Genomic DNA, 25,313 nt, shown 5'->3' on the forward strand with positions numbered 1-25,313 from the left:
ATCATGAAAAAAACGGGATATATGGCTGTATCGTTAATGCTGGCTGCTTCTCTGTCGTTAACGGCCTGCGGCAACAATGCTGAGGAAACAAACAAAGGAACTGAAGCTACCAATAACGCAGCAGGAAATGCAACAAAAGCACCGGCAGCGGAGCCGGTTACCGTAACGCTTGCCGGATGGGGAGCAAGTCCGGAAGAGCAGGAATTGCTGAATCAAACGCTGAAAGAGTTCGAAGACAAAAATCCTAATATTAAAGTTAAATACGAGGTTATCGCCGATCAATACATGGATGTTATCAAGACAAGACTTATTGGCGGAGAGGGTCCGGACGTCTTCTATCTGGATGCATTCGAGGCTCCCGGTCTAATTGAGCGGAATGTATTGGAGCCGCTGGACAGCTATGTAACTCCGGAGTTTGACGTTGCTGACTTTGAACAGCCGATGGTAGACGCTTTCAAAAAAGACGGCGTATCTTACGGTTTCCCTAAAGACTTCTCTACCTTGGCTATGTTCTATAATAAAAAGGATTTTGCGGAAGCAGGAATTGCGGCGCCTCCAACAACATGGGATGAACTGAAAGAGGATGCCATCAAGCTGACGAAAAAAGAGGGAGACAAAACGGTACGTTTCGGTTTCGGCGTTGCGCCTGAACTGGCCCGCCAAATGTTCATGATTCAGGCGTTTGGCGGCAAAGTCTCCGACGAAGAAGGCAACGCGACGTTTGCATCTCCGGAAGCTCTTAAGGGATTGCAGCTTGTTACGGATATGCACAGCGTAGACAAATCGTCGGGTGAGCCGAAGGAAGTTGGCGCAGGCTGGGGCGGCGAGATGTTTGGCCAAGGAAAAGCCTCTATCGTATTCGAAGGAAACTGGGCCATTCCATTCCTGGAGTCCAACTACAAGGATCTGGATTACGCAACAGCCGAGCTTCCTACCGTAAACGGCAAAAAGGGCACAATGGCCTTTACGGTTGCTTATGTGATGAATAAGGAATCCAAGCAAAAACAAGCCGCATGGCAGCTGATCTCTTATCTGACAGGCAAAGAAGGCATGAAGACTTGGACCAGCAAAGGCTTTGCGCTTCCGACCCGTAAATCGGTCGCTCAGGAACTGGGATATGATAAAGACGAGCTGCGCGGCGCAATCGTTGCCGGAGCTTCCTATGCAACGCCATGGCAAGCGGGTTCTACCTTGCCAACGATCATGAACAACTTCAACAATCAATTCGTGGACACCTTTATGGGGAACTCGAAGCTTGAGGATGCGATGAAGAAAGCGGAAGACGTTGCTAACAAGGAAATAAAGGCAGCGAAGTAATCGAACGAAAAGAGAAATGAAAGGGGAGGGAGAATTCTCCTCCCTCCTTTCTTGATTCTGTTCGAAAGGAGAAGATGCAGCATGACCCGTGTTTCTTCATGGAGAAGGAAGCTGAATAATAATATTACAGGCTATCTGTTTTTGCTCCCAACGATTCTAGTCCTTGGTACATTTTTGTTTTTGCCCGTTTTCTATTCGCTCTACTTGTCCGGGCATAAAGTGAATTTGCTTGGCGACGTCAGCTATAAATGGGTGGGGGTTGACAACTTTACCCGTATGGGCGGGGACGAACGCGCTTGGATTGCGCTTAAGAATACCGCTTCGTTTGCGCTTTTTGTCGTACCGCTGCAGACGGCGTTTGCTATTTTGCTTGCCGTTATTTTACATGCAAAGCTGAAGTACAAGAACTTTTTCCGGATTGTATTTTTTATGCCGACCGTAACGTCATCGGCTGTATTGTCTCTTATCTTTATGTGGATTTACAATTCCAACGGTCTATTGAACCGCATCCTCGAACTCGTAGGTTTGCATGGCTACAACTGGCTTGGAGATCCTGCGGTCGCCATGAAGGCGATTATGCTTATGAATATATGGTCTACCGCTCCTTTTTTCATGGTTGTGTTCTTGGCGGCATTGCAGGATATTCCTGACGCGCTCTATGAGTCTGCGATGCTTGACGGTGCAGGGGGATGGCGGAGATTCCTCTCTATTACGCTCCCGCTGCTTAAGCCTGCAACCTTCTTTACGGTTGTAATGGGGATTATCGGAACATTCCAGCTCTTTGATCAATCTTATATTTTCTCCGCAGGCTCAGGCGGTCCTAATAATTCGACCTTAACGGTAGCGCTGCTTATTTATCAATACGCGTTCAAAAACCTCGAATTCGGTTACGCTTCTGCTTTGGCTGTCATGCTGGCTGCGGTCATCATGATTGTTACACTGATTCAACGCAAGCTGTTCGCCGAAGAGAAATTGAATTAGGAGGGGATTAAATTGGTCTTTCAACAAACCAAATGGGGAAAAGCAATCCTGTATTTCCTTCTGTTCGTTTATGGCTGCGTTACGGTGTTGCCTTTTTTATGGGCGTTATCCTCTTCGTTCAAGCCGTTAAGCGAAATTGTATCAGGCGGCATCAGCTTTATTCCCAAACATTTCACTTTTCAAAATTACTATGACATATTCGTAAAAGAGCCGCTCTTCCTGAGATGGATGTACAACAGTGCATTGATTGCGGTAGTTGCAACCGTGTGCAATATCTTGTTTAATTCCATGGCGGGTTACGCCCTGGCGCGAATTGATTTTGCGGGAAACAAAATAATGTTTATTCTTATCCTTGCCGTACAGATGATTCCGGGTCAATTGACCATTGTACCGGCTTACCTAATCATGAAGCAGCTCGATTTATTGAACACTTACGCGGCTTTAACGCTGCCCATGATGGCGAATGCGACATTCATTTTTATGATGCGGCAATTTTTCCTCGGTTTTCCGAAGGAGCTCGAGGAGGCTGCGGCGATGGATGGCCTTAACCGGTTCGGCGTCTTTTTCAGGATCGCATTGCCGCTAGCGGTACCGGCTCTGGCCGCCCAGACCATATTCGTGTTTATGGGAGCTTGGAACGAGTTCTTGAAGCCCCTCATGTTTATGTCCGATAAATCGATGTTCACGCTGACGCTTGGCCTGAATACCTTTAAGGGACAATACATTAGCCACTGGAACTACATTATGGCTGCATCCATGGTATTCACGCTTCCCGCGCTCCTCATTTATGCTTTCTTCAACCGTTTCTTTATCAAGGGAATAACGTTTACTGGCGGTAAATAGCAAGAAAGCCGGAATCTCCGACTAGGAGGTCCGGCTTTTTTTTTCAAAGGTTAATTTTGCTCACCTTAGGAAGCCTAATCGAGACACGGGTGCCCCGACCAGCCTCGCTATCGATTTGTACGGACGCAAGGCTTCCGAACAAATGCTCCAGCCGTCTCTTCGTATTATGGAGGCCGATGTGCCTGAGCCCTGGGCTGCTCTTTTTCTCATGCGATTCCCAAATCCTCTGCAGCCGCTCCGGCTCGATTCCGACTCCATCGTCCTCAATGGTAAGCAGGAGCTGGCTTTCGGATTCGTAAGCGGCTATACGAATCTTACCACGCTCGTCCTTTGGACATATGCCGTGGAAAATAGCGTTTTCGACAAACGGCTGAATGAGTATGCGCGGCACAAGACAATGAAGCGACCGATCCTCCAGCGCCCACTCGACCTTGAACATATCGGCATACCGATAGGATTGAATATCTATATAATCTCTAAGCAGCGCGACTTCGTCGCGGAGCGGGACGAGCATATTATCTCCGCCCGTCCGAACCGCGTCCTGAAGCACGCGGATAAAAGCGGAGACCATGCGGACGATGTCCTCATTCCCTTGTTTTTGTGCCATGTAAATAACGGCATTCAGCGTGTTGTACACAAAATGCGGATTAAGCTGCGACAACAGCAGCTCCATTTGGAGCTCGCGTTTGTCTTTCTCGTGCTTGATCGATTCCTCGATATGAGTTCTCAGCTGGCTTGTCATCCGGTTAAACCCGTTTCCCAGCTTCTCTATCTCGTCTCCGGTATTGATCTGCACGGATACCTGCAAATTGCCGCTCGATACGGCATTCATCGCATTATACAGCCGCATGACCGGACGAGTAATGCGGAGGATGGCCGGAATCATAAGGGCAAGGATAAGCGAAGTGCTGACGAGCGTGAAGAAGCCGAGCAGATATAAAACGATCTTAGCCCGGTCGAACAACGACGATTGCGGGATGAAGGTGGCCAGCCGCCAGCCGGACGTTTCGAACCGGTCGACAAGCAGGTAGCCGTTATTTACGAGAAATGCGCCTTCCTTGTTCGTGCCGTCATCAAGATCGTGAACGAGCCGGGATACCGCTTGCTCGCCGTCATTCGGCTTAACATAGAGCACGTCGCCGGATTCGCCTAGCCAGGTTAAATTGCCGAAAGGACTGAAGTCGAGCAGCGACTGAAAATGGCTGTAGTCGAGATTGACGATGAATTTACCGATCGTCTGCCCGGGCTTCTCGATATCCCTCACCGTTACGATATAGCTAATGATCGTTGTCTCGGAAGACGGCTTCTGGTCCGCAAGCATCCGGTGAGGCTCGGTGAAGCCGTACTCGATTCCGGACTGGACGAAATTCAAGTACCACGGCTCCTTCAAGCGCTCGCTGAAATAGCTGTCGTTGCCAGCCGCGTTCCAGAATACTCGCCCGTCCGGGAGGACGAGCGCATAGCTCGTGACCTCCTTGCGGAGCCCCTTATAACCGTCAACGAATTTGAACGTGCTCTGCAAAGCCTTGAACTGATCAAACGTATCCAGCTTATCATACGTTTTGTAGAACTCCTGCAGCTGCTCGGCAATGATAAGCGTTAACGTAAATTTCGAAATATCATCGGACATGTAGTCGAGCTGTCGAACCGTCTGGCTCAGCTTCCCTTTGTCCTCCCGCATCATTTGGCCGATCAGGATATGATTATAGTAGTAGTAGGTAAAAGCTATGGACAGCAGGAAGCTGACGGCAGCAACGATAACGATTCTCCAGAAAATGACGGTGCGAAGCCTGGTCATCGGGCCTGCTCCTTTGCTCGGAACTGGTGAGGGAGAACGCCGGTCAGCCGCTTGAATACCTGACTGAAATGCTGGGGAGAACGGTAGCCGACGCGAGCGCAGACTTCCGCCATTTTGGCGTCCTCGCGCATAAGGATTAATTTAGCTTGTTTAATTCGGTATTCGGTTAAGTAGTCCAGAAAAGTGCGGTTTAGCTCCCGCTTAAATAGTTCGTGCAAATATCTTGCGCTAATGCCGGTTGCGATAGCGGCATCCTCGACACCGATCTCGTCCTGGAAATGGGCATGGAGGTAGCGTAACGCTTGCAGCAGCTTCGGCGACAGCGGTTTGAGGGCAGCCGATCCTTGCTCGCCCAGCTCGCGGAAAGCACAGAGGAGCCGGTCGCGTATGCCGGCTACATGATACAAGGGTCCGGCGGTTCTTGGATCGAGCGGATCCGCTTCGGGAAGTCCCAGTGCCGCAAGCCGTTCGCGGTACAGGGCGGTGAGCGCGCGAATAGCTTCGTACAAACCGTTCAAGTTCCATTCCGGTTGGGAGAGACTGTTGAACCATTCCTTGATAACGCTTTCAAAATTGCCGTAATCTTCTCGCATGAAATAGGCTGCCGACGCGTCAAGCCAACGGCGGCTGCTGTCCGCGTTTACAGCCGCCATACGGACCGGCAGAGGAAGATCATCCGCGCATGCGAGTACGCCACGGCCTGAGAATACCGTGTGTCGAGCGGCGTCTTCGAGCTTGCGAATCAAGACAGGCAGATGCGCGGTATCGGTGCATTCGAACGCGAGATAGAGCGAGACGGTGTGGCCAAGCCGGTCTTCGAGCCCATGCTGCACAACCGATGCGAGCCTGTAAAAGGCCTCACGCTGCACGGAGGCGCTTTTATCGCGCTGCTCGTACAACGCAACCAGCCGGCCAGGCCCATGCGCGAATTCCCCAATCAATTCCCAGTCTGGTTTCTCCGCATGTTTAAAGCCTTCCGTCCATCCCGTAGTCCCGCTAGTATCGGGTAGCGACGAGACGGCTGGAATTGTCGTGAACGGCACATCTGCTTGCAAGAGCAGCGCGCATAGCGGCGGACGCGCGATATGACCGCCGTGCTTGGCAGGCTGGCCGCCGGCGAAGAAAGCTTCCTTCAGCTGCTCGGAGCGGGAGAGCTTGCGCTGCCGCTCGCTTATTTCCCAAGCGAGCTTTGCCTTCGCAAGCTCCAGGATAAGTTTGTCGCGATCAACCTCGTGCTTGACAAGGTAGCTCGATACGCAGCCGAGCGAAATCGCCTGGCGGGCGTAATTAAAATCCTCGTACGCGCTCATCACGATAAAGTGGACGCCCCAGCCGCGCTCGGCTACCGCTCGTATAAGCTCTAGACCGTCCATGACCGGCATGCGGATATCCACGATCATGATTTGGGGACGATGCTCTTCGCAGAGCCGCAGCGCGCTTCGGCCGTTTGTTGCCACAGCTGCGATCTCATATCCATTCTCTTCCCATGGTATTAGCGTTCGTATATGCTCCAGGGCAATGCGTTCATCATCCACCAATATGATCTTCATCGAAGGAAGCCTCCCATGTCCATATTTGAATCCATTATACTCTACGTAATAAGGCCGGTGAAGCAAAGTGCAGAATCCCGACCAAAAGTGCAGTTTTGTTATGTTTACGCTTTCATAGTGACTTGTATATGATGAGAGCGTAACCAAAAACCTAAGGGAGGATTTGGGATGCGTCGTTCGAAATGGGGAAGAGGAATCGCGCAGGCAATGACCGCTTTGACTCTTGTTAGTTTGCTTGCCGCATGTTCAGGCGGAAGCGGCGGGAATAGCGGAGGCAACAGCGGCGGAAACGTCAAAACTAGCACACCGGCGGCAGAAACAGAGAATAACGGTGCTGTAGCAGATGGAGGCAACAAGGAACTTACAGGGGAGTTCGTGTTATGGACCTGGGAGCCGGAACATCCGACGTCGATAGCGGCTTTTAACGAGAAATATCCGGGGATCAAAATTAAACGGGTGCAGGTCGAAGCGGCGGATGTGCCGAAGAAGCTGCAGACCACGATCGCCTCGGGCGGCGAGCTGCCGGACGTTATTCGGATCGAACGCGGGCAGAAGGCAAAGATTTTCAGCATGGATATCTTGCAAGATTTAGAAGCCGATCCCTATAATGCGGACCGCAACGTGTTATTCGACTACGACGCTCCGGCATTCTCTATGAATGATCATCTGGTCGCTATTCCGGACGATATGAGCGTTGCCGGAGTTGCTTATATCAAGTCGCTGGCCAAGGAGTATCTGGGTACGGACAATCCCGAAGAGATGGAAGGCATGCTGCCGGACTGGGACGCATTTATCGCCAAAGGCAAAGAAGTTCTGGACAAGAGCGGCGGCAAGGTCATGATGTTCCCGAGCTTAGGCGGCGTATACGATATTCTGAAGGGCCAGCGGGATGAGCCTTACTTCGAGGATAACAAGTTAAACGTTCAGCTGCTTCAAAGCATAGTTACACGGCTTGTCCAGTTTCGCGATGCGGGCATTGTAGACAAGCTGGACCAATGGACGCCGGCCTGGAACGCTTCGTTTGGCGGCGATAAATATATGTTTACGCCGAGCCCGGTCTGGATGCCGCAGTATGTCATTGGACCAAATGACAAAAAGCCCGACAGGTGGGCGCTGATGGTCGCGCCGGAGGGCGGCTTTATACGGGGCGGTTCGTCGCACGGCATTCCGAAAGGCGCCAAGAACGCCGAGCTCGCATGGAAATGGATCGAGTTTACTTCGATGTCGCAGGCAGGCGCGGATGCGCAGAAGAAAGACGGCGTATTTACCCATTTCAAAGAGGCGTACCAGAATAAAGAATTCTCTAATTGGACTTGGGAGAACTTTGGCAGCCAGGATATCGGGAAGAAGTTCTTCGTGGACATCTCCGCGGTGACGACCGACGTCGCCGAGAACTTGAACGACCAGGTGCTTGACGAAGCGATGAGCATTGTGCTGCAGACCCTCGCGAAGGATAAAAGCTTCGGCGTGGAGCAGGCGATGGACCGGATCCAAAAAGAGCTGAAGGCGAAAGTTCCGGGCATCACGTTCGGATAACGGCGCGCCCGAATGTGGAGAAGACGCTGGGAGCGGCCGGGCGGCCGCTCTTTGCGCTTTCCGCGACCCTATAACGATCGGAGTGAGAATGATGGACGTGGTGAAGCGAAAATGGGCGCCGTATCTTTTTCTGTCACCGTATATGCTGTTCTACGCGGCCTTTGGCCTGATTCCAATCCTGTTTTCGTTCTATGTGAGCCTGACGAGCTGGAACGGGATTGGCAAAAAAACGTTCGTTGGGCTGGACAACTATGCCTTTCTGTTTAATCCCGACTCCTACTTCTTCACGTCAGTCGGGAATACGCTGCTGTTCGTGGCCGTATCGCTGCCGCTTCAAATGGCCTTTGGCCTTGCGATTGCTTCGCTGCTTTACAGCAGATTCGTCAAGTGGAAAGCCTTTTTCCAGCTCGTCAACTTCCTGCCGTACATCGTTACGCCGGTTGCGGTTGGCCTCATGTTTAATCTGCTATTCGACTGGCAGGCCGGCTTTGTCAATAAGCTGCTAGTCGAATTCGGTCTTATCGACGAAGGGATCTATTGGCTGGGCGAACCGATGTATGCCCGTATCGTCATCATCCTGATGCTTTTCTGGAAGGGCTTTGGCTACACGATGATCTTTTATCTTGCGGGGCTTGCGAACATATCGAAAGACTTGCATGAGGCTGCTGCCGTCGACGGGGCGACCGGCATGAAATCGTTCTGGACCATAACGCTGCCACTGCTTCGACCGGTCACAACCTTCGTTGCCATTACGGGAATCATCGGCGGCTTCCAATTGCTCGAGGAACCGATGCTGCTGCTTGGCGGCGCGGGAATGGGCTCGGCGTCCGCCGTCATCGGCGGACCGGAACGCTGCTGCTTGACGACCGTCTGGAATATGTATGATACGGCATTCGGCAGTACGACTCGTTACGGACTAGGTGCGGCGATTGCTTATGGGCTTTGCGTCATTATTGCCGTGTTCTCGTTTGTTGGCACCAAGTTCTACAGGGAGGAATCCTAAATGAGTACACGATCGCGTACGGTTACTGCGACGGTCGGTATCGCGCTGCTGTCGATCGTCGCCCTGCTGCCGTTTTACATTATGATAGTGATGGGCACCTACAAGAACGAGGATCTTTTTACGAAAATCGTGCTTTATCCCGGCAACTATCTTGCGGAAAATTTCAAGACGGTTGCGGCGAGCCGGTTTGACCTAGCCTATTGGAACAGCTTTGTCGTCTCGGCTGCCAGCACGCTGCTGTCGGTGTTCGTCAGCGCGCTTGCCGGATTTGCGTTCGCGAAATACGATTTTAAGTTTAAATCGAAAATTTTCGGGGCCGTTCTGCTGACAATGATGATTCCGGGCCAGCTTGGCCTGGTCGCATACGTCATCGAGATGCGCTATCTGAATCTTTCCGATACGCTGATGCCGCTTATTCTGCCTTGGGTGGCAAACGCGTTTGGCGTGTACTGGATGACCCAGTTTATACGAGGCGCGGTACCGGTCGAAGTAATCGAAAGCGCGCGCATCGACGGCTGTTCGGATCTGGGGATCTTCTTCCGGATCGTGTTGTCCTTTATTTATCCGGCATTAACAACGCTGTCGCTGCTGGTCTTCCTCTGGTCATGGAATAACTACCTGCTGCCGTTAATCGTCATTAACAAGCCGGAGATGTACACCATCCCGCTTGGCATTACGACGCTGGGTTCCGCGTATAGAACCGATCTCGCGGCGCAAATCCTTGGACTGTCGATCGGAACGCTGCCGGTGCTTGTTCTATTCGCAATTGGCTCGAAAAGCTTCATTCGGGGTTTAACGGCCGGATCGGTAAAAGGGTAAACGCTGAAATTAATAACGCAGCCCATGGAATTTGAATTCCGTGGGCTCGTTTTTTTATGTTCCATTATCGATTGACATGAACTCGCGCACCTGCTCGTACACTGTATTAATGAGCTTGTTCGATGACAGATTGCCGCGGAGGGATAACGATGAAAATTAAGTCCGGCGGATTCGAAGCCGTGTATTACGGCCGCGTGCTCGCCTACGGAATGAATCCGATCGAAGTCGTGTTGTCGGAAGAGAACGATCCGCTGACTTTCGTGTTTTGCATTGAATTCGAATCGGAACGAGACGACTATATGACGGATATTAGGTTGGTCCGTTACAACGAAGTCCGCATCGCCTGCGTAAATTTTCCGCGGGGCAAGCCGATCGGCAATCAAGATATCATCGAGCTCGGCGTATTGAATAACCGCAAACTATCTTTGCGTTACGAAGTGACTGTTAATTACGATTCGTCGTCTTGGGCGTTGGCCTTCACTTTCTATGCGGGCGAGGAGGTCGGGCCGGCATGAATAAAATCGAAATTCAGGACCCGCGGGTAGCCAGCAAGATCATCGCGGTGAACGCGGAGAACGACAAGCGCAAAGCCGAGCTTGGCTTCCTTGGCAAATTTTTCGGTTCGGGCGAGAACGTGCGTCTGTATATCGTCGGTACGATATCGCTTGGCGTTCTTCTTATTGCGCTGGTTTATACGCTGATTCCCGACCAATACCGTTCGCCCGACTTCGGCTTAAAGGAAATGTGGACGCTTGTGGTGCTTCCCGTCGAATCGACGATTATCGGTTACTTGATCGGATCCAGGTCGAAGGAAAACGGAGCCTAGTCGCAGCATCAGGTGATCCGGAAGAGGACGACTGTTTCAAGTTTCAAGAGGCCCCCAGCGATGGGGGCTTCTTTGACGTTGTAAATAAAGAAGAAACACGTTCGTCTATATAAAAAACATAAATTTGATGTCGGATTCGTTAGGATTTCGTAGGTTTTCCATATAGTTGTCTACACAGTATGTTATTTAACCTAACACAGCCTGTCCATCAGAGGGGCAAGGTACCGGAAAGGGGGATTGCGTTGATTGAATTTCAGCAAGTGGAGAAGCATTATGGCGATTTTCATGTGCTTAAAGGCATCGATCTTCGAATCGCGCAGGGTGAAGTCGTCGTTGTGGTCGGGCCTTCCGGTTCGGGGAAGAGTACTCTCCTCCGCTGCATCAACCGATTGGAAGCGATCACGAGCGGCCGTTTGACCGTCAATGAAGTCAATGTTGCCGATAAGAAAGCCGACATCAACAAGCTGCGCCGGGAAATCGGCATGGTGTTCCAGCACTTCAATCTCTATCCTCATATGAAAGTGATCGACAATATTACGCTCGCTCCAATGAAGGCGCTTGGCGTGCCGAAGCCGCATGCGGCGGATACGGCCAGGATGTATTTGGAGAAAGTCGGCATCGCGGACAAGGCGGGCGCGTTTCCTTCGCAGCTGTCCGGGGGACAACAACAGCGCGTGGCAATCGCCAGAGCGCTGGCCATGAAGCCAAAGATCATGCTTTTTGATGAGCCAACCTCCGCGCTTGATCCGGAAATGGTGGGGGAAGTGCTGGATGTTATGAAGACCTTGGCGCAAGAAGGGATGACGATGGTCGTCGTTACGCACGAGATGGGTTTCGCACGCGAAGTGGCGGACCGCGTCGTCTTTATGGACAAAGGGCAAATCGTCGAAATCTCTCCGCCGGAGGAATTCTTCGAGCAGCCTCGGGAAGAAAGGGCGCGTTTGTTTCTTAATCGCGTGCTGCGGCACTAAAGTCTTGAGCTAGGGCGAACCATGTTGCCAAAACCATGCAATTCCATAACGGAGAGGGGTTTCAAGTTATGAAGAAAAGAAGTTGGATGACGCTGGGCATTGCACTGACGTTTCTTGCCACGGCATTATTGGCCGGATGCGGCAGCAATAAAGGAGGGAACGGCAACGGCGCGAACGGGGAGTCAACGTCCGAAGCGGTTTCGGCGCTGGAGAGCATCAAGAACCGGGGGAAACTCGTTGTCGGCGTTAAGTATGACACGAAGCTGTTCGGCCTCAAGGATCCGGCGAGCGGCAACGTCGAAGGCTTCGACGTCGACATCGCCAAGGCGCTCGCCAAGGAGATTCTCGGCGACGAGACCAAGATCGAGCTGAAGGAAGTCACTTCCAAAACGCGCATTCCAATGTTGAACAACAACGATATCGATATGATCGTCGCTACGATGACGATTACGGAAGAGCGCAAGAAAGAAGTCGATTTCTCCGACGTGTACTTTAAGGCGGGCCAGTCCCTTTTGGTGAAGAAAGGAAGTCCAATCAAGAGCATTGACGACATCAAGAAAGGCACGAAAGTATTGGCCGTGAAAGGCTCGACCTCGGTCGACAACATTAAAGCGAAGGCGCCGGACGCGACCATCCTGGAGTTCGATAATTACCAGGACGCGTTTAGCGCGCTCAAAGCCGGTCAAGGCGATACGCTGACGACCGATAACGCCATTTTGTACGGCATGGCCGTTCAGGACCCGAACTATGAGGTTGTCGGAGAGCCGTTCACCGACGAGCCGTACGGCATTGCGATCAAGAAAGGCTCAACCGATCTTCTGAATAGCGTAAACGCTGGATTGAAGAAGCTCTACGACAGCGGCGAATACGACAAGATTTACGAGAAGTGGATAGGTAAAGCGCCGTCCGGGGAATAGAGGTCTGCAAACAAGAGGATGGGTAGCCGAGCGCCACCCATCCTCTGCATATCGGGAATAGCGGGAGGGAGCAGCATGCCGGACATATCGATTTTTACAGACAACTTCGAAATCTATATGAAAGGGTTTGGCAACACGATCTGGGCGAGCGTCATTGCTTTACTCGGGAGCTTCGCGCTTGGGACGATCATCGCCGTATTCCGTATTGCGTCCGTCAAGCCGCTTAGGTGGATCGGGACGGCTTACGTCGAGTTTATTCGGAATATACCGCTTTTGCTAGTCGTTTTTGTGTTTTATTACGGCCTGCCTTCGCTCGGCGTGACGTTAAGCGGCTTCATCTGCGGCACGGCCGGACTAATGGTATATACGGCTTCCTTCGTTGCCGAAGCAATCCGGGCGGGCATCATGAGCATTCCGACCGGACAGACGGAGGCAGCCAGAGCGTCGGGATTGACGTACATGCGGACGATGCGGCATGTCGTGCTTCCGCAGGCCATCAAAATCGTCATTCCGCCGCTCAGCAACCAATTCATAAACCTTGTGAAGAACTCGTCGATTCTTGGCGTCTTTGCCGGATTCGACTTGATGTATTATGGCGATCAGGTGGCCAGCAAGACGTACGCGACCTTTGATACTTATATCTTCGTTGCGGCGCTGTATCTCGTTCTGACCCTTCCTTTAAGCTTTGCGGCGCTGAAGCTCGAACGAAGGTTGGCCAAGAACGGATAGAAGAACGCAAAATTCGCAAATAACTTTTAGGAGGATCGGCGGATGGACATTGCTGGCGCTTTCTCATACCATAATCTCATCTTCATCATGAAAGGCTTCGGCATCACGCTCTGGGTTGCTTTCATCGCGATTGTGCTGAGCTTCGTGCTGGGCAGCATCACCGGAACGCTGCGTTATATGAAAATTCCGGTCGTATCCCGCATTCTCGGCGTGATCGTCGAGTTTATCCGCAATTTGCCGCTGCTGTTGATTTTGTTTTTCACCTATTTCGCAATGCCGGACGTTGGTCTCAAGCTGGGGGTCATGAGCTCGGCTATCGTTGGTCTGGCGGTATTCGAAGCCGCCATGATCTCGGAAATCGTGCGTAGCGGACTAAGCTCCATCCCGAAAGGCCAGGTCGAAGCCGCCCGCTCGTCGGGACTTACTTATACGCAAACGGTTTGGCATATCGTGCTCCCGCAGGGATTGAGGCGCATGGTGCCGCCAATCGTGAGCCAGTTCATCTCCCTGCTTAAGGACACGTCGCTAGCCATCGTTATATCCCTGCCTGAGCTGATGCACAATTCGAAAATCGTCATCGCGCAAAATTTCGATTATACCCTTCCGATTCTCGCACTCGTGGCCGTCTTGTATTTCGCAATCAACTACGCGCTGTCGCTTGCGGCTAGGCGCCTGGAAAATAAATGGGGCTAAGCATCCTCGGACTTTAGATCCCGGTGGGGGTCATTCCTATAGCCATACCAAATTGGTCCAAATCCGAAAGCATGCAAATGACCGTCGTCACCATCGTCGTAGCGGTTGCGGGGGAGATCAAAATCAACCCGTTCATCGGCCAGGACTTTCGCATCGGTCTTGGCAGCAGCGCCTTTCTGTTCCTGCTTCTGTTGATGAGCCATCTGCCTTATTGGCGGACGGGGATCGCCGCAGGCGCGACGGTGCTGCTGTTTCGGGTATCTTTTGACGGAGCTGCCTCGGACGGCACGTTCTATCTTCCGGGCAGCTTAAAGACTCACTTCTCCGCTATGCTCTATTACATCGTCTTCGCGGCCGGAATGGCCCTCATTCAACGCAGATTGCATCAGTGGAATCCGCTTATTCTCGGCGCGTGCGTGTCGCTGATCGACATTGTCTCCAATGAAGCGGAGCTGCTGATGCGCAGCGTCGCATTCGGACTGCCGTATTTTCAAACCAATCAGTGGATGTTGATTTCGGTTATTGCCGTAGTGCGCAGCTATTTTACGACGGGCATCTACAGCAGCATCGCCGTGCACCAAATGCGGAGCGTTCACGCCGAACAGCAAAAACGGATAGAACAGATGATCAATGTCGGAAGCGGGCTCTATGGCGAGGTCTTCTATTTGCGCAAATCAATGGATCTAATCGAACGGATTACCGCAAAGAGCCATGATCTGTACGGTCAACTGGTCAAAGAAGGGCTGAACGACTACGGCCGGTCCGTTCTCGGGATTACCCAGCAGATTCACGAGGTGAAGAAGGATTCGCAGCGAATACTGGCCGGACTGATGAAGCTCTCCGACTTGGAGAGCGCCCCGGAAATGACATTGGCGGAGATCGTCGAGCTTGTGGTTAAGTCAAACGGCGAGTACAGCCGGATGCTGAACAAAGAGGTGCGAATCGAGAAGGACGTCTGCATCGATTACCTGACCGCACACTACATACCGCTAATCACCGTGCTTAACAATTTGACGGCCAACTCGGTCGAAGCCATCGAGCGCCTTGGAAAGATACGCATCCGCGTTAGCGAACGCGATGGTGAAACCTTGTTTACCGTCAGCGATACGGGGACGGGGATCGCCGAACAGGATAAGGATATGGTGTTTGAGCCCGGGTTTACGACCAAGTTCAATCAGGAAGGCGTCGCCGCGACCGGCATTGGCCTCTCGCATGTCCGCGATATCGTTGGCTCGTTCAAGGGCAGATTCCTCCTGATGGAACTTGGGCGGGAAGCGGAAACCACGTTCGTCGCGGCATTTCCGACCTTTAAGTTGAAGAAGGGAGTGTAGGCGCTAGTGCTATCTTTCTGTATTGTCGACGATGATGCGGTAAGCAGACGTATGCTGCAGACGATTATCGAGAAAGGCGGCGTCGGCGAGGTGCTGGGAATGGCGTCGGGCGGCGTTGAAGGGAAGCGGCTTGTGCTTGACGAGAACCCCGATGTCGTGCTCATTGATCTATTGATGCCGGACCAGGACGGAATCGAAACGATCTCGCGGCTGAAACAGGAAGGGTACGGGGGCAAGTATGTCATGATCTCGCAGATCGAGAATAAAGAAATGATCAGCAAAGCGTATCAAGCGGGCATTGAATTTTATATCCAGAAGCCGATTAACCGGGTTGAAGTGAAAGCCGTGCTTGGCAAAGTAAGCGAGCAATGGCGAATGGCCCGTTATCTGAAGGAAATCAAACAATCGATCGCGAAGCTGGATGACCTGAATCCGGAGCCCGATGGCACACGGAAGAAGATTGATGCCAAAGAAATCATGCGGATGATCTTAATGGACATGGGTATCGTCGGGGAGAGCGGAAGCCATGACATCATCGAGATGATGTCATGGCTGATTCGGCGGCATCAAGGCGGGGGCTTCCCGCCGCTGAAATCGTTGTACGAGGCCGGAGCCCGGGCGAGCAAGCCGGAAGGCTGCGACTTCGAGAAGGAAGGGAAGGCGGTCGAGCAGCGCGTTCGCCGGACCGTCATCGCCGCTTTATCCAACTTGGCCAGCATCGGACTCACGGATTACAGCCATCCGAAGTTCGAGCATTACGCGCCGCTTTATTTCGATTTCGAGGACGTGCGTCTCAAGATGAGAGAAATCGACGAGAAATGTCCGCAGGAGAAGCGCAAAGTCAATATCAAGAAATTTCTTCAAGTGCTTTACTTGGAAACGCTGGATAAAATGAAACATCAGTAAACAAAAAAGGCTGCAACCCCATCCAAGGTTGCGGCCTTTTAGTTAACTTAGTAGGATTGAAGCGCTGCTTATTGTATGATGGATATGAAGTAAAGACTATTGGAGGCATTGCATGTCCTGGAGTAAATTGAAGCAGCAACTGGAAAGTTTTCTTAGTCCTGCATTATTGGGGAGGGTCGAATACCGAGCAACGAGCTACCGTTATCTACCCGATAAAGCAGGTCTTTGTTATATGGCCGTGGATAAAAAGAACGTCTTTAATATGAGCGATGCAACTACGTCAATCAGATGGTATCAGACGGAGCAGGAAATCAAGAATGATCCGCAAATCCAAATCCCGATTAACAATGAGGAGATTGAAGCCGTCAGAAAAGATACCAAGGGGCTAGTTCCGGAGGACCGGTTGAAAGTTATGGCAAGAGGCAGAAAAATAGGTGAGCTTGCAAAGGAGCTTTTGTCGGCACAGACAACCCTAAGCAAATCAAACTTTGTCGTTATAGCCAATAAATTTTTGTCTCTTTCCATAGAGGAGAGCATAGAGAGCAATGAGATCTTATTGAATATACTGGCGTTGGTTGACAGACGGGTAGGGAAGAAACGGATTCTAAACATGAGCGATAAGATCAAGTTAAAGCATCCCATCGTTCAATATTTCTATGAACTGCGGCTTAGTACATTGTGACCATAATTAAAAGGCGGGCCAATACGCTTTAATTGGACAAGTCCATGCATGCGTTATGGACTGTTTTTTTATGCGGACTTACAGAGATAATAAGAGAATAATGAATTCTTAAGATCTATTTAATACTTGCCTTATATACTGAATCAAATGTTGAAGAGAGAAGGGAAAAACATGAAACATAGTCGTAGCGTATTTGTTCCCGCCGTTGTTATAGCGCTTGCAAGTCTTTCCTTAATCCTTTACGCGTTTTTTGGCGTCGTCCATCAAGGCGGCCCTCCAGGATTAAGACCCGGAGAAAGGGGAAGCGAGGGCATATTCAAAACAATGGGAACGATTGCCGTCTGGTGCGGCGCCGTTAGTTTTGCATGGTTTCGCTTGAAGCTAAGACGCAGATCGCCATCTCCTCTTGTGAAGAAGCTGGTCAAGCTTTTTGACAGAGCGCATCAACTCGCCGGTTACGCAGCGCTGGCGTTGATCGCCGCCCACGGCATATATTTCCTTACCCAAGCGAGGATTAAGGATGATACCTATACAGGCATAGCAGGATTTGCGCTGCTGCTTTCATTGGCCGTTTACGGTTTTTTAATCCGCCGTGTCAAGAACAAGCATTTGCGAAAAATTCATTTCCTGCTGGCAACCGCGTTTGCCGTTGCGGCGATTATTCATGCCGGCGGTTCGGCGATTATCGCGTTACTCAGTACAATCGTATTCTGGGGACTGGTTTGGCTGATGGAACGACGGGCGTCCCAGTCGGCCGAGAATCGGGCAGCATAACTAACCTTTCAGTGAACTCACGGCGGCAGAAGCCCGCTGTGAGTTCTGTTATTTTCTGGGCCGATTTCGATAACGTTTGCTTGTTTTATCACGTTAACGTTAAAAATTGCCGGCCGTATTCGCCATGATGATGAATGGCGGCGTGCTCAATCTGGATGGTTGAATGAATGATGCCGTATTTCTCTTTCAGCAATTCATTCAAGGCGAGAGTAATGCAGTAAGGCTGGGTATTGGAATGCGCAAGGACATGGGCGGTCAGGGAATAATGATCCGTCGATAAGGCCCACAGGTGCATATCATGCACGTCTAATACCCCAGCTACGCTGCTCAAATCCTCGCGTATCGCCTCCAGATCAAATTGCTCAGGCACTGCTTCCATCAGAATAACGTAGGATTCTTTTATAATTTTTAAACCGCCGACCGCGATAATGCCGCCAATCACCATGCTTATGAGGGGGTCGAAGATTAGAATGCCCGTGGCTTTCATCAAGACGGCCGATACGATGACCCCTGCCGAGCTGAGCGTGTCGCCTATGAAGTGCCATAACGCGCTTTTGACATTAAGATTTTCTTCTTCTTTTGTGCTTCGGTGCAAAATTATAGTAAGTACAACGTTCACCACCAAACCGATTACGGCAATGACAAGCATGAGGCCCATATCTACCGGCTGAGGATGGATTAGCCGTTGAATGCCTTCGAACCATATAAACACGGCTATAGCCACCAGCGCCAAGCCATTCAAGAATGAAGCCATAATCTCGAACCGGACGAACCCGAAGGTGTATTGGCTGGTAGGCTGCCGCGACGCCATATAGATGGCGAACATGCTTAAGCCAAGCGCGAGCACATCGGATACCATATGCGCCGAATCGGAAAGCAGAGCAAGCGAGCCGGACAATAAGCCGCCCGTAATTTCAATTGCGGTAAATAACGAAGTTAACGTCAAGGTGAGCCACAGCGTTTTTTTGGATGTGGACTGCTCTTTCACATGCGGCAGATGATGATAGTCTCCTTTGTTCATCTTACTCACTCCTTTTCTAGATTAGAATGATTATAAATAAATGTGTAGCTTAAGTATATGCCTTTCGCCGCTAAACGTTCAAATGAACATTGTATGGATAACAGAAGGAATATTCATTCTCAGTTGTGTTGATCCGAGGCGAAGCAGAACCTAAGAATAGATCAATAATCGATGAGGATAGTTCATTGTTTTGAATAATCGGATATTTTATACTGACTTCATTGAGCTGATTGAAAGCGCTAACAAAAAAGGGCTGATTCCGCTGCACATTTATGAAGAGGAGGTCCCTGCCCACAATCAAATGATTCAGAATATTGAAATAATTAGTTTAATTTGAATCCGGGTGGTGTGCTGTAGTGAGGGTTATTAATTACAAAAAGAGAAAAACATCAATCGCCAAATTTCTATACATACTTCCCTTTATGATTTTGTTGGCAATTTTCGCCTATTATCCGCTCTACGGATGGGTATACGCATTCTTTGACTATATGCCTCCCATTCCTTTATCCAAATCGCCGTTTGTTGGACTTAAGTGGTTTCATTCCCTGGTTGAAAATCAGGTGAAGATCGATCAGGTTCTGCAGGTTATCAAAAATACGTTCGGCATGAGCGGCCTAAGCCTGCTGTTCTCCTGGCTTCCCATGATCTTCGCGATCTTCTTGACGGAGATTAAGGCCGTTAGGTTCAGGAAATTCATCCAAACCGTAACGACTCTCCCGAACTTCATCAGCTGGGTATTGGTTTATTCGTTGGCGTTCTCCATGTTTTCTAGCGAAGGGATTATTAACGGCCTTTTGAAGCTGCTTGGATTTATCGATCAGCCGATCTTGTTCCTGCAAAGCTCTGACCACGTGTGGCTTACCATGTGGATGTGGACAACCTGGAAAGCCTTGGGCTGGTCCGCAATCCTGTATATAGCTGCCATTATGGGGATAGACGACTCCCTTTATGAAGCCGCGCATGTTGACGGGGCGACAAGAATGCAGATTATTCGGTATGTTGTGCTGCCAAGCATGCTGCCAACCTACTTTGTATTGTTGATGCTGCAAATTGCGAGCTTCCTAAATAACGGACTTGAGCAATACTTCGTATTTCAGAATGCGTTTAACAAAGACTCCATACAGGTATTGGACTTGTACGTGTACAACCTTGCGATGGGAGGCGGCAGCTATTCGGTGTCCGTCGCAATCAGCATGCTGAAGAGCTTGATTAGCGTTGTGCTTCTCTTTTCCGTGAACAAGATGTCCAAGATGATGAGAGGGGAGAGCATCGTATGAGTAGAGTTAAAATGCAGGTCAGCTTAACCGACAGATTGATTTCCGTCTTGATTTATACTTTGTTTTCCTTGTTTGCTCTCATCTGCGTATATCCTTTTTATTCGATTATTATCAACACCATTAGCGCGAACGATATCAGCGCAAGAGGCGATATTGTATTTCTTCCAAAGCATATTCATTTCCAAAACTATGTGGACGTGTTCAAGATTCCCGGACTATGGGATGCTACTTTGATTTCATTAAGCCGGACCATCATTGGCACATCGCTAACCGTAGGCGCTTCCGCTTTCCTTGGATTTATGTTTACTCAGGAGGATATGTGGGGCAGAAGCTTCTGGTATCGGTTCACCGTTATTACCATGTTTTTTAATGCCGGAATCATTCCATGGTATTTAACCATGAAGAATCTGCACCTGACCAATAACTTTTTGGCGTATGTCCTTCCGACAATCGTTGCTCCGTTCTTTATCATACTGGTCAAAACCTTCGTGGAATCAACACCTAAAGAATTACAGCAGGCCGCAAGTATTGACGGTGCAGGCATTATGACGCTTTTCTTCAGAATAATGCTGCCGATAAGCAAGCCTATCCTGGCTACGGTTGCCATATTCTCGGCGGTTGATCAGTGGAATTCCTTTCAGGATACGCTGCTGCTCGTAACCGACAGCAAGCTGTATAGTCTGCAGTTCATTCTCTACAACTACATTAACCAGGCGAGCTCGCTTTCAACAATGGTTAACTTGCAAAATGCCGGTTCGACAGCAATGGCAAGCCTGGCAACCAAGCAGACCACCACGTCGATTCGGATGACCGTCACGATTATTGTCGTGGCCCCAATCCTTCTCGTGTATCCGATTTTCCAAAGATTCTTTGTAAAAGGGATTATGATTGGCGCAGTGAAAGGCTAACTCGCGCCATTATAATACATTAAACGTAATCGGGGGGTTGTAAATGAGAAGTAATAGAGCGGTAAGGAAATGGTCTTTGCTATCGGTTACAGGCATCTTCTTGTTGTCGGCAGCATTAACCGGGTGCCAAAGCAATAACGGCGCTCCCCAATCAACATCAAATGCGTCATCGAAGCCTAGCAACGGTACAGACGCATCCCAGCCTGGCAAAGGAATCGATCACAGCAAGCCGTTGACCATTACGGTCTACGATAATGCAGCCAATTACCAAGGCGAACAGACTGGCTGGTACGGCAAGCTCATCAAGGATAAGTTTAATATTACGCTGAACATTCTTGCCCCGCAGGTTGCCGGCGATCAGCTGTACAAAACCAGAACGGCCGCAGGAAATTTGGGTGACCTCCTAATCGTAGATAACAGTCAGCTGGAGGAATTAATACCGGCAGGACTCGTTATGGATATTACGGATAAGCTCAAAAATACGCAATATCTTTCCAAATACGTGGATAATCATTTCAAGCCTTTTAATACGGCCTTTGATAAGGTGAATCCGGACGGAAAAATTTATGCGATGCCGACTTTCGAAGCAGATACGTCTCCAACCACGTTCTCCGAGGAAATCCCTTATTCCAGCCCAATTATGCCTTGGGACTATTACAAGGGTGTGGGAGCGCCAAAGCTTAATAATTTGACGGATTTGCTTAATGTATTAAAGGCCATGCAGCAGAAATACCCGACGACTCCCGACGGCAAGAAGATTGTTCCGATTACATTATGGAAGGACTGGGACGGCGGAAGCATGGAGAACGTTCGCTGGCTCAGCAACTGGTACGGCTATGAGCAGCCGGACGGTACATCGACGATTCAGTTAAATGCCAAAGGCGATATCGTCCCTCTCATAGACGATAACAGCATGTACAAGAAAATTCTGCAATTCTATTTCACGGCGAATCAAATGGGACTCGTAGATCCCGATTCCGCGTCGCAGGATTGGAATAAAGTGGCGGAGAAGCTGACCAACAAGCAAGTTATGCTCTTATGGTACTCCTGGCAGAGAGGCTTCTATAACTCGATTGAAAGAGGCCAGAAAGGGGACGGCAACGTAGCTGTTCCGATCGCCGATACCCATCTTATTCAAAGCAGCGATGCTTATTATGGGAACGGAAGAGTATTCGCCATCGGTTCGAAAGCCAAGGAGCCGGAGAGAATTATGGAGTTTCTGGACTGGACGGTTTCTCCCGAAGGACTGCGTTATTATACTAGCGGATTTGAAGGGTTTAACTATGAGAAGACGGCTGACGGCAAGTTCAAACTGACGGAAGTGGGTCAAACCGCCTTCCAGAAAAATACGCCGGTTCCGGATCAGTATGGCGGCGGCGGCTATCAGGACGGTCAGAGCAAGATTAACAGCATGATCATGAGCGATTTTGTTAAGGATCCGGACACAGGAGAATTTTATAACAACAACTATTGGAGCTCTACGATAGAAGCAAACAAAACAGCGCTCACGACAGATTGGCAGAATACTTATAGTGCAACCAATCCTACCGACTATTATATCAAGAACAAAATGATTGACATTGTGCCGAATATTAATACAAGTCTTGGAAGCGATTCCTCCGATATTAAGAACAAACGAAGCCAGATTTCCGATTATGTCAAGAATACATCCTGGAAGATGGTCTTTGCGAAGAACCAGGAAGAATTCGATCAGCTATGGACAAAAATGAAAAGCGATGTGGTTGGACTCGGATGGAACGATGTTCTGGCTACAGATACCGCTAGAGCTCAAAAAATCGTTAAAATGCGCGCAGACGCCACAGCCGGTAAGTAAACCAATATTCTAACGGATGAGAGGGATGTATGTTTATCGCATCCCTCTCGTAATTTCGTGAAGGGGGAAATGAAACATGCTAAGAGTCGTTAAAATCGAAACCGGTGTCGTACAAGGACTGCCCGCGGCAGATCCACGAATTACAAGTTTTAAAGGGATCCCTTTTGCCGCACCGCCTGTAGGAGAAAATCGCTGGCGCGCCCCGCAGCCGGCCAACCATTGGGATGGCGTATTGAAAGCTTACGAATATTCGCCGATCCCGCTGCAGGTCAGACAGGAACTTGACGATAATAATATTTATACGCGGGAATGGGCCGTGGAGCCGGATATTGCGATGAGCGAGGATTGTCTCTACTTGAACGTTTGGACCCCGGCTAAAAGCGTTGACGAAAAGCTGCCCGTGTTTGTATGGTACTTCGGCGGCGGTCTCCAGGTTGGTCATCCGTCCGAAATGGAGTTCGATGGCGAACGCATTGCCCGAAGAGGGATTGTTGTGGTTACCATCAGCTATCGATTGAATGCTTTCGGATTTCTATGCCATCCCGAAATTACGGCAGAAGCGCCGGATGCGCCCGCAAACTTCGGCCACCTCGACCAGCAGGCCGCTACAAGATGGGTGCAACGTAATATCGCGGCTTTCGGAGGGGATCCGGACAATATTACGATTGGCGGACAATCAGCTGGCGGCGGCAGTGTCATGAACCAGCTGGTTTCACCTCAGAACAACGGACTTTTTCAGAGAGCGATTGTTCAGAGCGGAATGTTTGCCCCGTTATACCCGAACGCCGGAATGCCACGGTTTCTCCGTACGCTGGAGGAAGCCGAGCAGGAAGGCATCCAGTTCTTCGACTATCTTGGGGTAACTTCGCTGGAAGAAGCACGAAGTCTAGATGCCGTCTATTTACGGGATAAGATTGTGGAATATCAAGCATTCTGGGGGACCGTCGTAGATCATACATTCAACGTGGGAAACTCGCTGGAGCTATTCCTTCAAAACAAGCGTTTGCAGGTACCGGTCATGCTTGGTCATACATCGTCGGAGTTTTTCAGCGTTCCGCAAGCGGGATCGCTGGAGGAATTTCAACAGATGGCCGTCAAATTGTTCGGCGACGATGCTGAAACGTTCCTGAAGCTATGCGAATACGAATCGGGGAACCTTGAAGAAATCATTAAGAAGGCCTCGGTAAACGGCATTGAATACGCGATTCGGATTGCAGGCCAGGCGAATGCCGATACGGGGGGAAAAACGCCGCTTTACTATTACAATTTCGATGCCGAGATCCCCGGATGGGATAATCCCGGAACATTCCATTCGGTTGATCTGTGGTTCTTCTTCGAGACTCTTGCCAAATGCTGGAGACCATTCGTTGGCAAACATTACGATCTCGCCCGGCAAATGTGCAACTATTGGGCGAACTTCATCCGTACCGGCGATCCAAACGGGTTAGATTCAACCGGAGAAGAGATGCCGTACTGGAGGCCCTTTACGCCGGATGCTCCGTTTGGGATGAAGTTCGCGGATGCAGCGGAGTTTGACGAGGAACAGCCGAATGAAACGATAAAGTTCCTCGTAACGGAATATTTTAAAGCCAATCGGTTGATTCAGGCAAAATAACCGGCTCACCCCGAACCTGTTGGAGGCGGCTGGCCTGTAACTGGAACTTTTTCGGCGAGCAGCCGGTCACTTGTTTGAATTGCCGGCAGAAATGTTCCACATTTTGATAGCCGCATCGGTAAGCAACTTCATTGATGGTTTGGGAGCCTTGGAACAAATATTCTTTGGCAAGCCGAATACGGCAACTGATGACATCCTCGATGCAAGATATCCCGAATGTTTTTTTGTAAAGGGTTTGCAGATAGCCCGGGCTGATCCGGAGGCGCTCCGCCATTTTCGGAACCGTCCAATGATCGCCCGGGCTATTCTGAATAGCAGCCCGCAGCCGTAATATATCGTAGTATTGCGTTGTAAAGCCGTCATGGCAATAAGACTCAAGAAGCTTGTTGAACAGGGTCCGGAGTAAATAATCTATTGAGGATTTCTTGCAATCTCTATCGAAATTGTGCTCGATGACAAGCAGTTCGAACAGCTTATGGCAGTAATCCGGATCATCCAGGGAGAATGGAATGCCAAAAGGCAGTGATGTGCTAGAAACGTACGGTTCGTCCGATTCAAAGCGAATCCAGTCATTTACGTATTTATCGGTACAAGCCTTATAATAGATTTTCTGATGTGCCCGGTACAGGACAGCGCTATGCGAGGGATATTGTTGGAGCTCCCCGTTTACCCAGAATTGGGCCGGGGTTTTGGTAATGACTAGCAGCCAGCAGTGATGGCCTTGAGGAATATCAAAGATAAAATTGCTGTCATGCTCAGCATCGCTTCCCACATAGTGGATATGGTTCATCCGTTAGCCTCTCCTTTTACTACGGCATATTCCTACTGTAAGAAAGATCCATAATGAAATAGGATAAACGTAAACTTTCAAGAATGAAATATACATTCTTTAGGAGTTGCTATTATAATGCAAGATTTTTGAACAGGAGGAATAGAATTTGCCGGGGAAAAGAAGTATCATGCGGGAAGCTGAATGAATTGA

24 protein-coding genes are annotated in these 25,313 nt (G+C 50.0%); 20 read left to right on the forward strand and 4 right to left on the reverse strand.

The features are described from left to right. The first annotated feature begins 3 nt into the window (after window positions 1–3). From WFK81_RS27840 to WFK81_RS27850, 3 genes are all read left to right on the forward strand, one after another. Window positions 4–1,317, forward strand: a complete 1,314-nt coding sequence (locus WFK81_RS27840; protein ID WP_336790358.1) for an ABC transporter substrate-binding protein — start codon at window positions 4–6, stop codon at window positions 1,315–1,317. A gap of 81 nt (window positions 1,318–1,398) precedes the next feature. Then, complete coding sequence (locus WFK81_RS27845) at window positions 1,399–2,298, forward strand: carbohydrate ABC transporter permease (protein ID WP_336790360.1); 900 nt, start codon at window positions 1,399–1,401, stop codon at window positions 2,296–2,298. Window positions 2,299–2,310: 12 nt separating this feature from the next. After that, window positions 2,311–3,141: a carbohydrate ABC transporter permease gene (locus tag WFK81_RS27850; protein ID WP_336790362.1), complete on the forward strand. Its 831-nt coding sequence runs from the start codon at window positions 2,311–2,313 to the stop codon at window positions 3,139–3,141. Between the two features lie 43 nt (window positions 3,142–3,184). Here the strand turns inward: WFK81_RS27850 and WFK81_RS27855 are convergent, their stop codons facing one another. Both WFK81_RS27855 and WFK81_RS27860 read right to left on the reverse strand, forming a co-directional pair. Then, complete coding sequence (locus WFK81_RS27855; RefSeq protein WP_336790364.1) at window positions 3,185–4,939, reverse strand: sensor histidine kinase; 1,755 nt, start codon at window positions 4,937–4,939, stop codon at window positions 3,185–3,187. Beyond that, complete coding sequence (locus WFK81_RS27860) at window positions 4,936–6,489, reverse strand: helix-turn-helix domain-containing protein (protein ID WP_336790366.1); 1,554 nt, start codon at window positions 6,487–6,489, stop codon at window positions 4,936–4,938. Before WFK81_RS27860 ends, WFK81_RS27855 begins: the two co-directional genes overlap by 4 nt. Before the next feature lie 168 nt (window positions 6,490–6,657). On the opposite strand from WFK81_RS27860, the gene WFK81_RS27865 reads away from it, so the two are divergent. The 13 genes from WFK81_RS27865 (at window position 6,658) to WFK81_RS27925 (ending at window position 17,676) form a co-directional block, all read left to right on the forward strand. Continuing rightward, window positions 6,658–8,025, forward strand: a complete 1,368-nt coding sequence (locus WFK81_RS27865; protein ID WP_336790368.1) for an extracellular solute-binding protein — start codon at window positions 6,658–6,660, stop codon at window positions 8,023–8,025. 91 nt (window positions 8,026–8,116) lie between these two features. Then, a complete protein-coding gene (locus WFK81_RS27870) occupies window positions 8,117–9,028 on the forward strand; it encodes a carbohydrate ABC transporter permease (RefSeq protein ID WP_336790370.1) in 912 nt (303 codons plus the stop codon). Continuing rightward, complete coding sequence (locus tag WFK81_RS27875; RefSeq protein WP_127490645.1) at window positions 9,029–9,847, forward strand: carbohydrate ABC transporter permease; 819 nt, start codon at window positions 9,029–9,031, stop codon at window positions 9,845–9,847. A 149-nt stretch (window positions 9,848–9,996) separates the two neighbouring features. Next, window positions 9,997–10,362: a DUF6864 domain-containing function gene (locus WFK81_RS27880; RefSeq protein WP_336790372.1), complete on the forward strand. Its 366-nt coding sequence runs from the start codon at window positions 9,997–9,999 to the stop codon at window positions 10,360–10,362. Continuing rightward, window positions 10,359–10,673 carry a hypothetical protein gene (locus tag WFK81_RS27885; protein WP_336790374.1) on the forward strand — a complete coding sequence of 105 codons (315 nt, stop codon included), beginning with the start codon at window positions 10,359–10,361 and terminating at the stop codon, window positions 10,671–10,673. The genes WFK81_RS27880 and WFK81_RS27885 overlap by 4 nt, the downstream gene beginning before the upstream one ends. A 242-nt stretch (window positions 10,674–10,915) precedes the next feature. After that, on the forward strand, window positions 10,916–11,644 hold the full coding sequence (locus WFK81_RS27890) for an amino acid ABC transporter ATP-binding protein (RefSeq protein ID WP_336790376.1): 729 nt from the start codon (window positions 10,916–10,918) through the stop codon (window positions 11,642–11,644). A gap of 68 nt (window positions 11,645–11,712) precedes the next feature. Beyond that, window positions 11,713–12,561 (forward strand): glutamate ABC transporter substrate-binding protein, encoded by an 849-nt coding sequence (locus WFK81_RS27895; RefSeq protein ID WP_336790378.1) that lies wholly within the window; start codon window positions 11,713–11,715, stop codon window positions 12,559–12,561. A gap of 75 nt (window positions 12,562–12,636) precedes the next feature. Next, on the forward strand, window positions 12,637–13,290 hold the full coding sequence (locus tag WFK81_RS27900) for an amino acid ABC transporter permease (RefSeq protein ID WP_336790380.1): 654 nt from the start codon (window positions 12,637–12,639) through the stop codon (window positions 13,288–13,290). Between the two features lie 42 nt (window positions 13,291–13,332). After that, window positions 13,333–13,983, forward strand: a complete 651-nt coding sequence (locus WFK81_RS27905) for an amino acid ABC transporter permease (RefSeq protein WP_336790382.1) — start codon at window positions 13,333–13,335, stop codon at window positions 13,981–13,983. Between the two features lie 77 nt (window positions 13,984–14,060). Next, on the forward strand, window positions 14,061–15,314 hold the full coding sequence (locus WFK81_RS27910) for a sensor histidine kinase (RefSeq protein WP_336790384.1): 1,254 nt from the start codon (window positions 14,061–14,063) through the stop codon (window positions 15,312–15,314). Between the two features lie 6 nt (window positions 15,315–15,320). Next, window positions 15,321–16,220, forward strand: coding sequence for a response regulator (locus WFK81_RS27915; RefSeq protein ID WP_336790386.1), 900 nt, complete (start codon window positions 15,321–15,323; stop codon window positions 16,218–16,220). A 112-nt stretch (window positions 16,221–16,332) separates the two neighbouring features. Continuing rightward, the gene (locus WFK81_RS27920) at window positions 16,333–16,902 is read left to right on the forward strand and encodes an SF0329 family protein (RefSeq protein ID WP_336790388.1); all 570 of its coding nucleotides are present in this window, start codon (window positions 16,333–16,335) and stop codon (window positions 16,900–16,902) included. A gap of 171 nt (window positions 16,903–17,073) precedes the next feature. Further along, a complete protein-coding gene (locus tag WFK81_RS27925; RefSeq protein ID WP_336790390.1) occupies window positions 17,074–17,676 on the forward strand; it encodes a hypothetical protein in 603 nt (200 codons plus the stop codon). 88 nt (window positions 17,677–17,764) lie between these two features. Here WFK81_RS27925 and WFK81_RS27930 read toward each other — a convergent pair whose 3' ends face one another. Next, complete coding sequence (locus WFK81_RS27930; protein ID WP_336790392.1) at window positions 17,765–18,697, reverse strand: cation diffusion facilitator family transporter; 933 nt, start codon at window positions 18,695–18,697, stop codon at window positions 17,765–17,767. Window positions 18,698–19,119: 422 nt separating this feature from the next. On the opposite strand from WFK81_RS27930, the gene WFK81_RS27935 reads away from it, so the two are divergent. The 4 genes from WFK81_RS27935 to WFK81_RS27950 all read left to right on the forward strand — a co-directional run bounded on the left by WFK81_RS27935 (window position 19,120) and on the right by WFK81_RS27950 (window position 24,331). Beyond that, window positions 19,120–19,974, forward strand: a complete 855-nt coding sequence (locus WFK81_RS27935) for an ABC transporter permease subunit (protein ID WP_336790394.1) — start codon at window positions 19,120–19,122, stop codon at window positions 19,972–19,974. Next, a complete protein-coding gene (locus WFK81_RS27940; RefSeq protein ID WP_336790396.1) occupies window positions 19,971–20,882 on the forward strand; it encodes a carbohydrate ABC transporter permease in 912 nt (303 codons plus the stop codon). Before WFK81_RS27935 ends, WFK81_RS27940 begins: the two co-directional genes overlap by 4 nt. 43 nt (window positions 20,883–20,925) lie before the next feature. Further along, window positions 20,926–22,716 carry a hypothetical protein gene (locus tag WFK81_RS27945; RefSeq protein WP_336790398.1) on the forward strand — a complete coding sequence of 597 codons (1,791 nt, stop codon included), beginning with the start codon at window positions 20,926–20,928 and terminating at the stop codon, window positions 22,714–22,716. 76 nt (window positions 22,717–22,792) lie between these two features. Beyond that, window positions 22,793–24,331, forward strand: coding sequence for a carboxylesterase/lipase family protein (locus WFK81_RS27950; RefSeq protein WP_336790400.1), 1,539 nt, complete (start codon window positions 22,793–22,795; stop codon window positions 24,329–24,331). Here the strand turns inward: WFK81_RS27950 and WFK81_RS27955 are convergent. After that, entirely contained in the window at window positions 24,300–25,121 is an 822-nt protein-coding gene (locus tag WFK81_RS27955) for a helix-turn-helix transcriptional regulator (protein WP_336790402.1), read from the reverse strand. The genes WFK81_RS27950 and WFK81_RS27955 overlap by 32 nt on opposite strands. Window positions 25,122–25,313: the final 192 nt, after the last annotated feature.

It is taken from the genome of Paenibacillus sp. MMO-177 (assembly GCF_037147795.1).
Taxonomy (GTDB): Bacteria; Bacillota; Bacilli; order Paenibacillales; family Paenibacillaceae; genus Pristimantibacillus.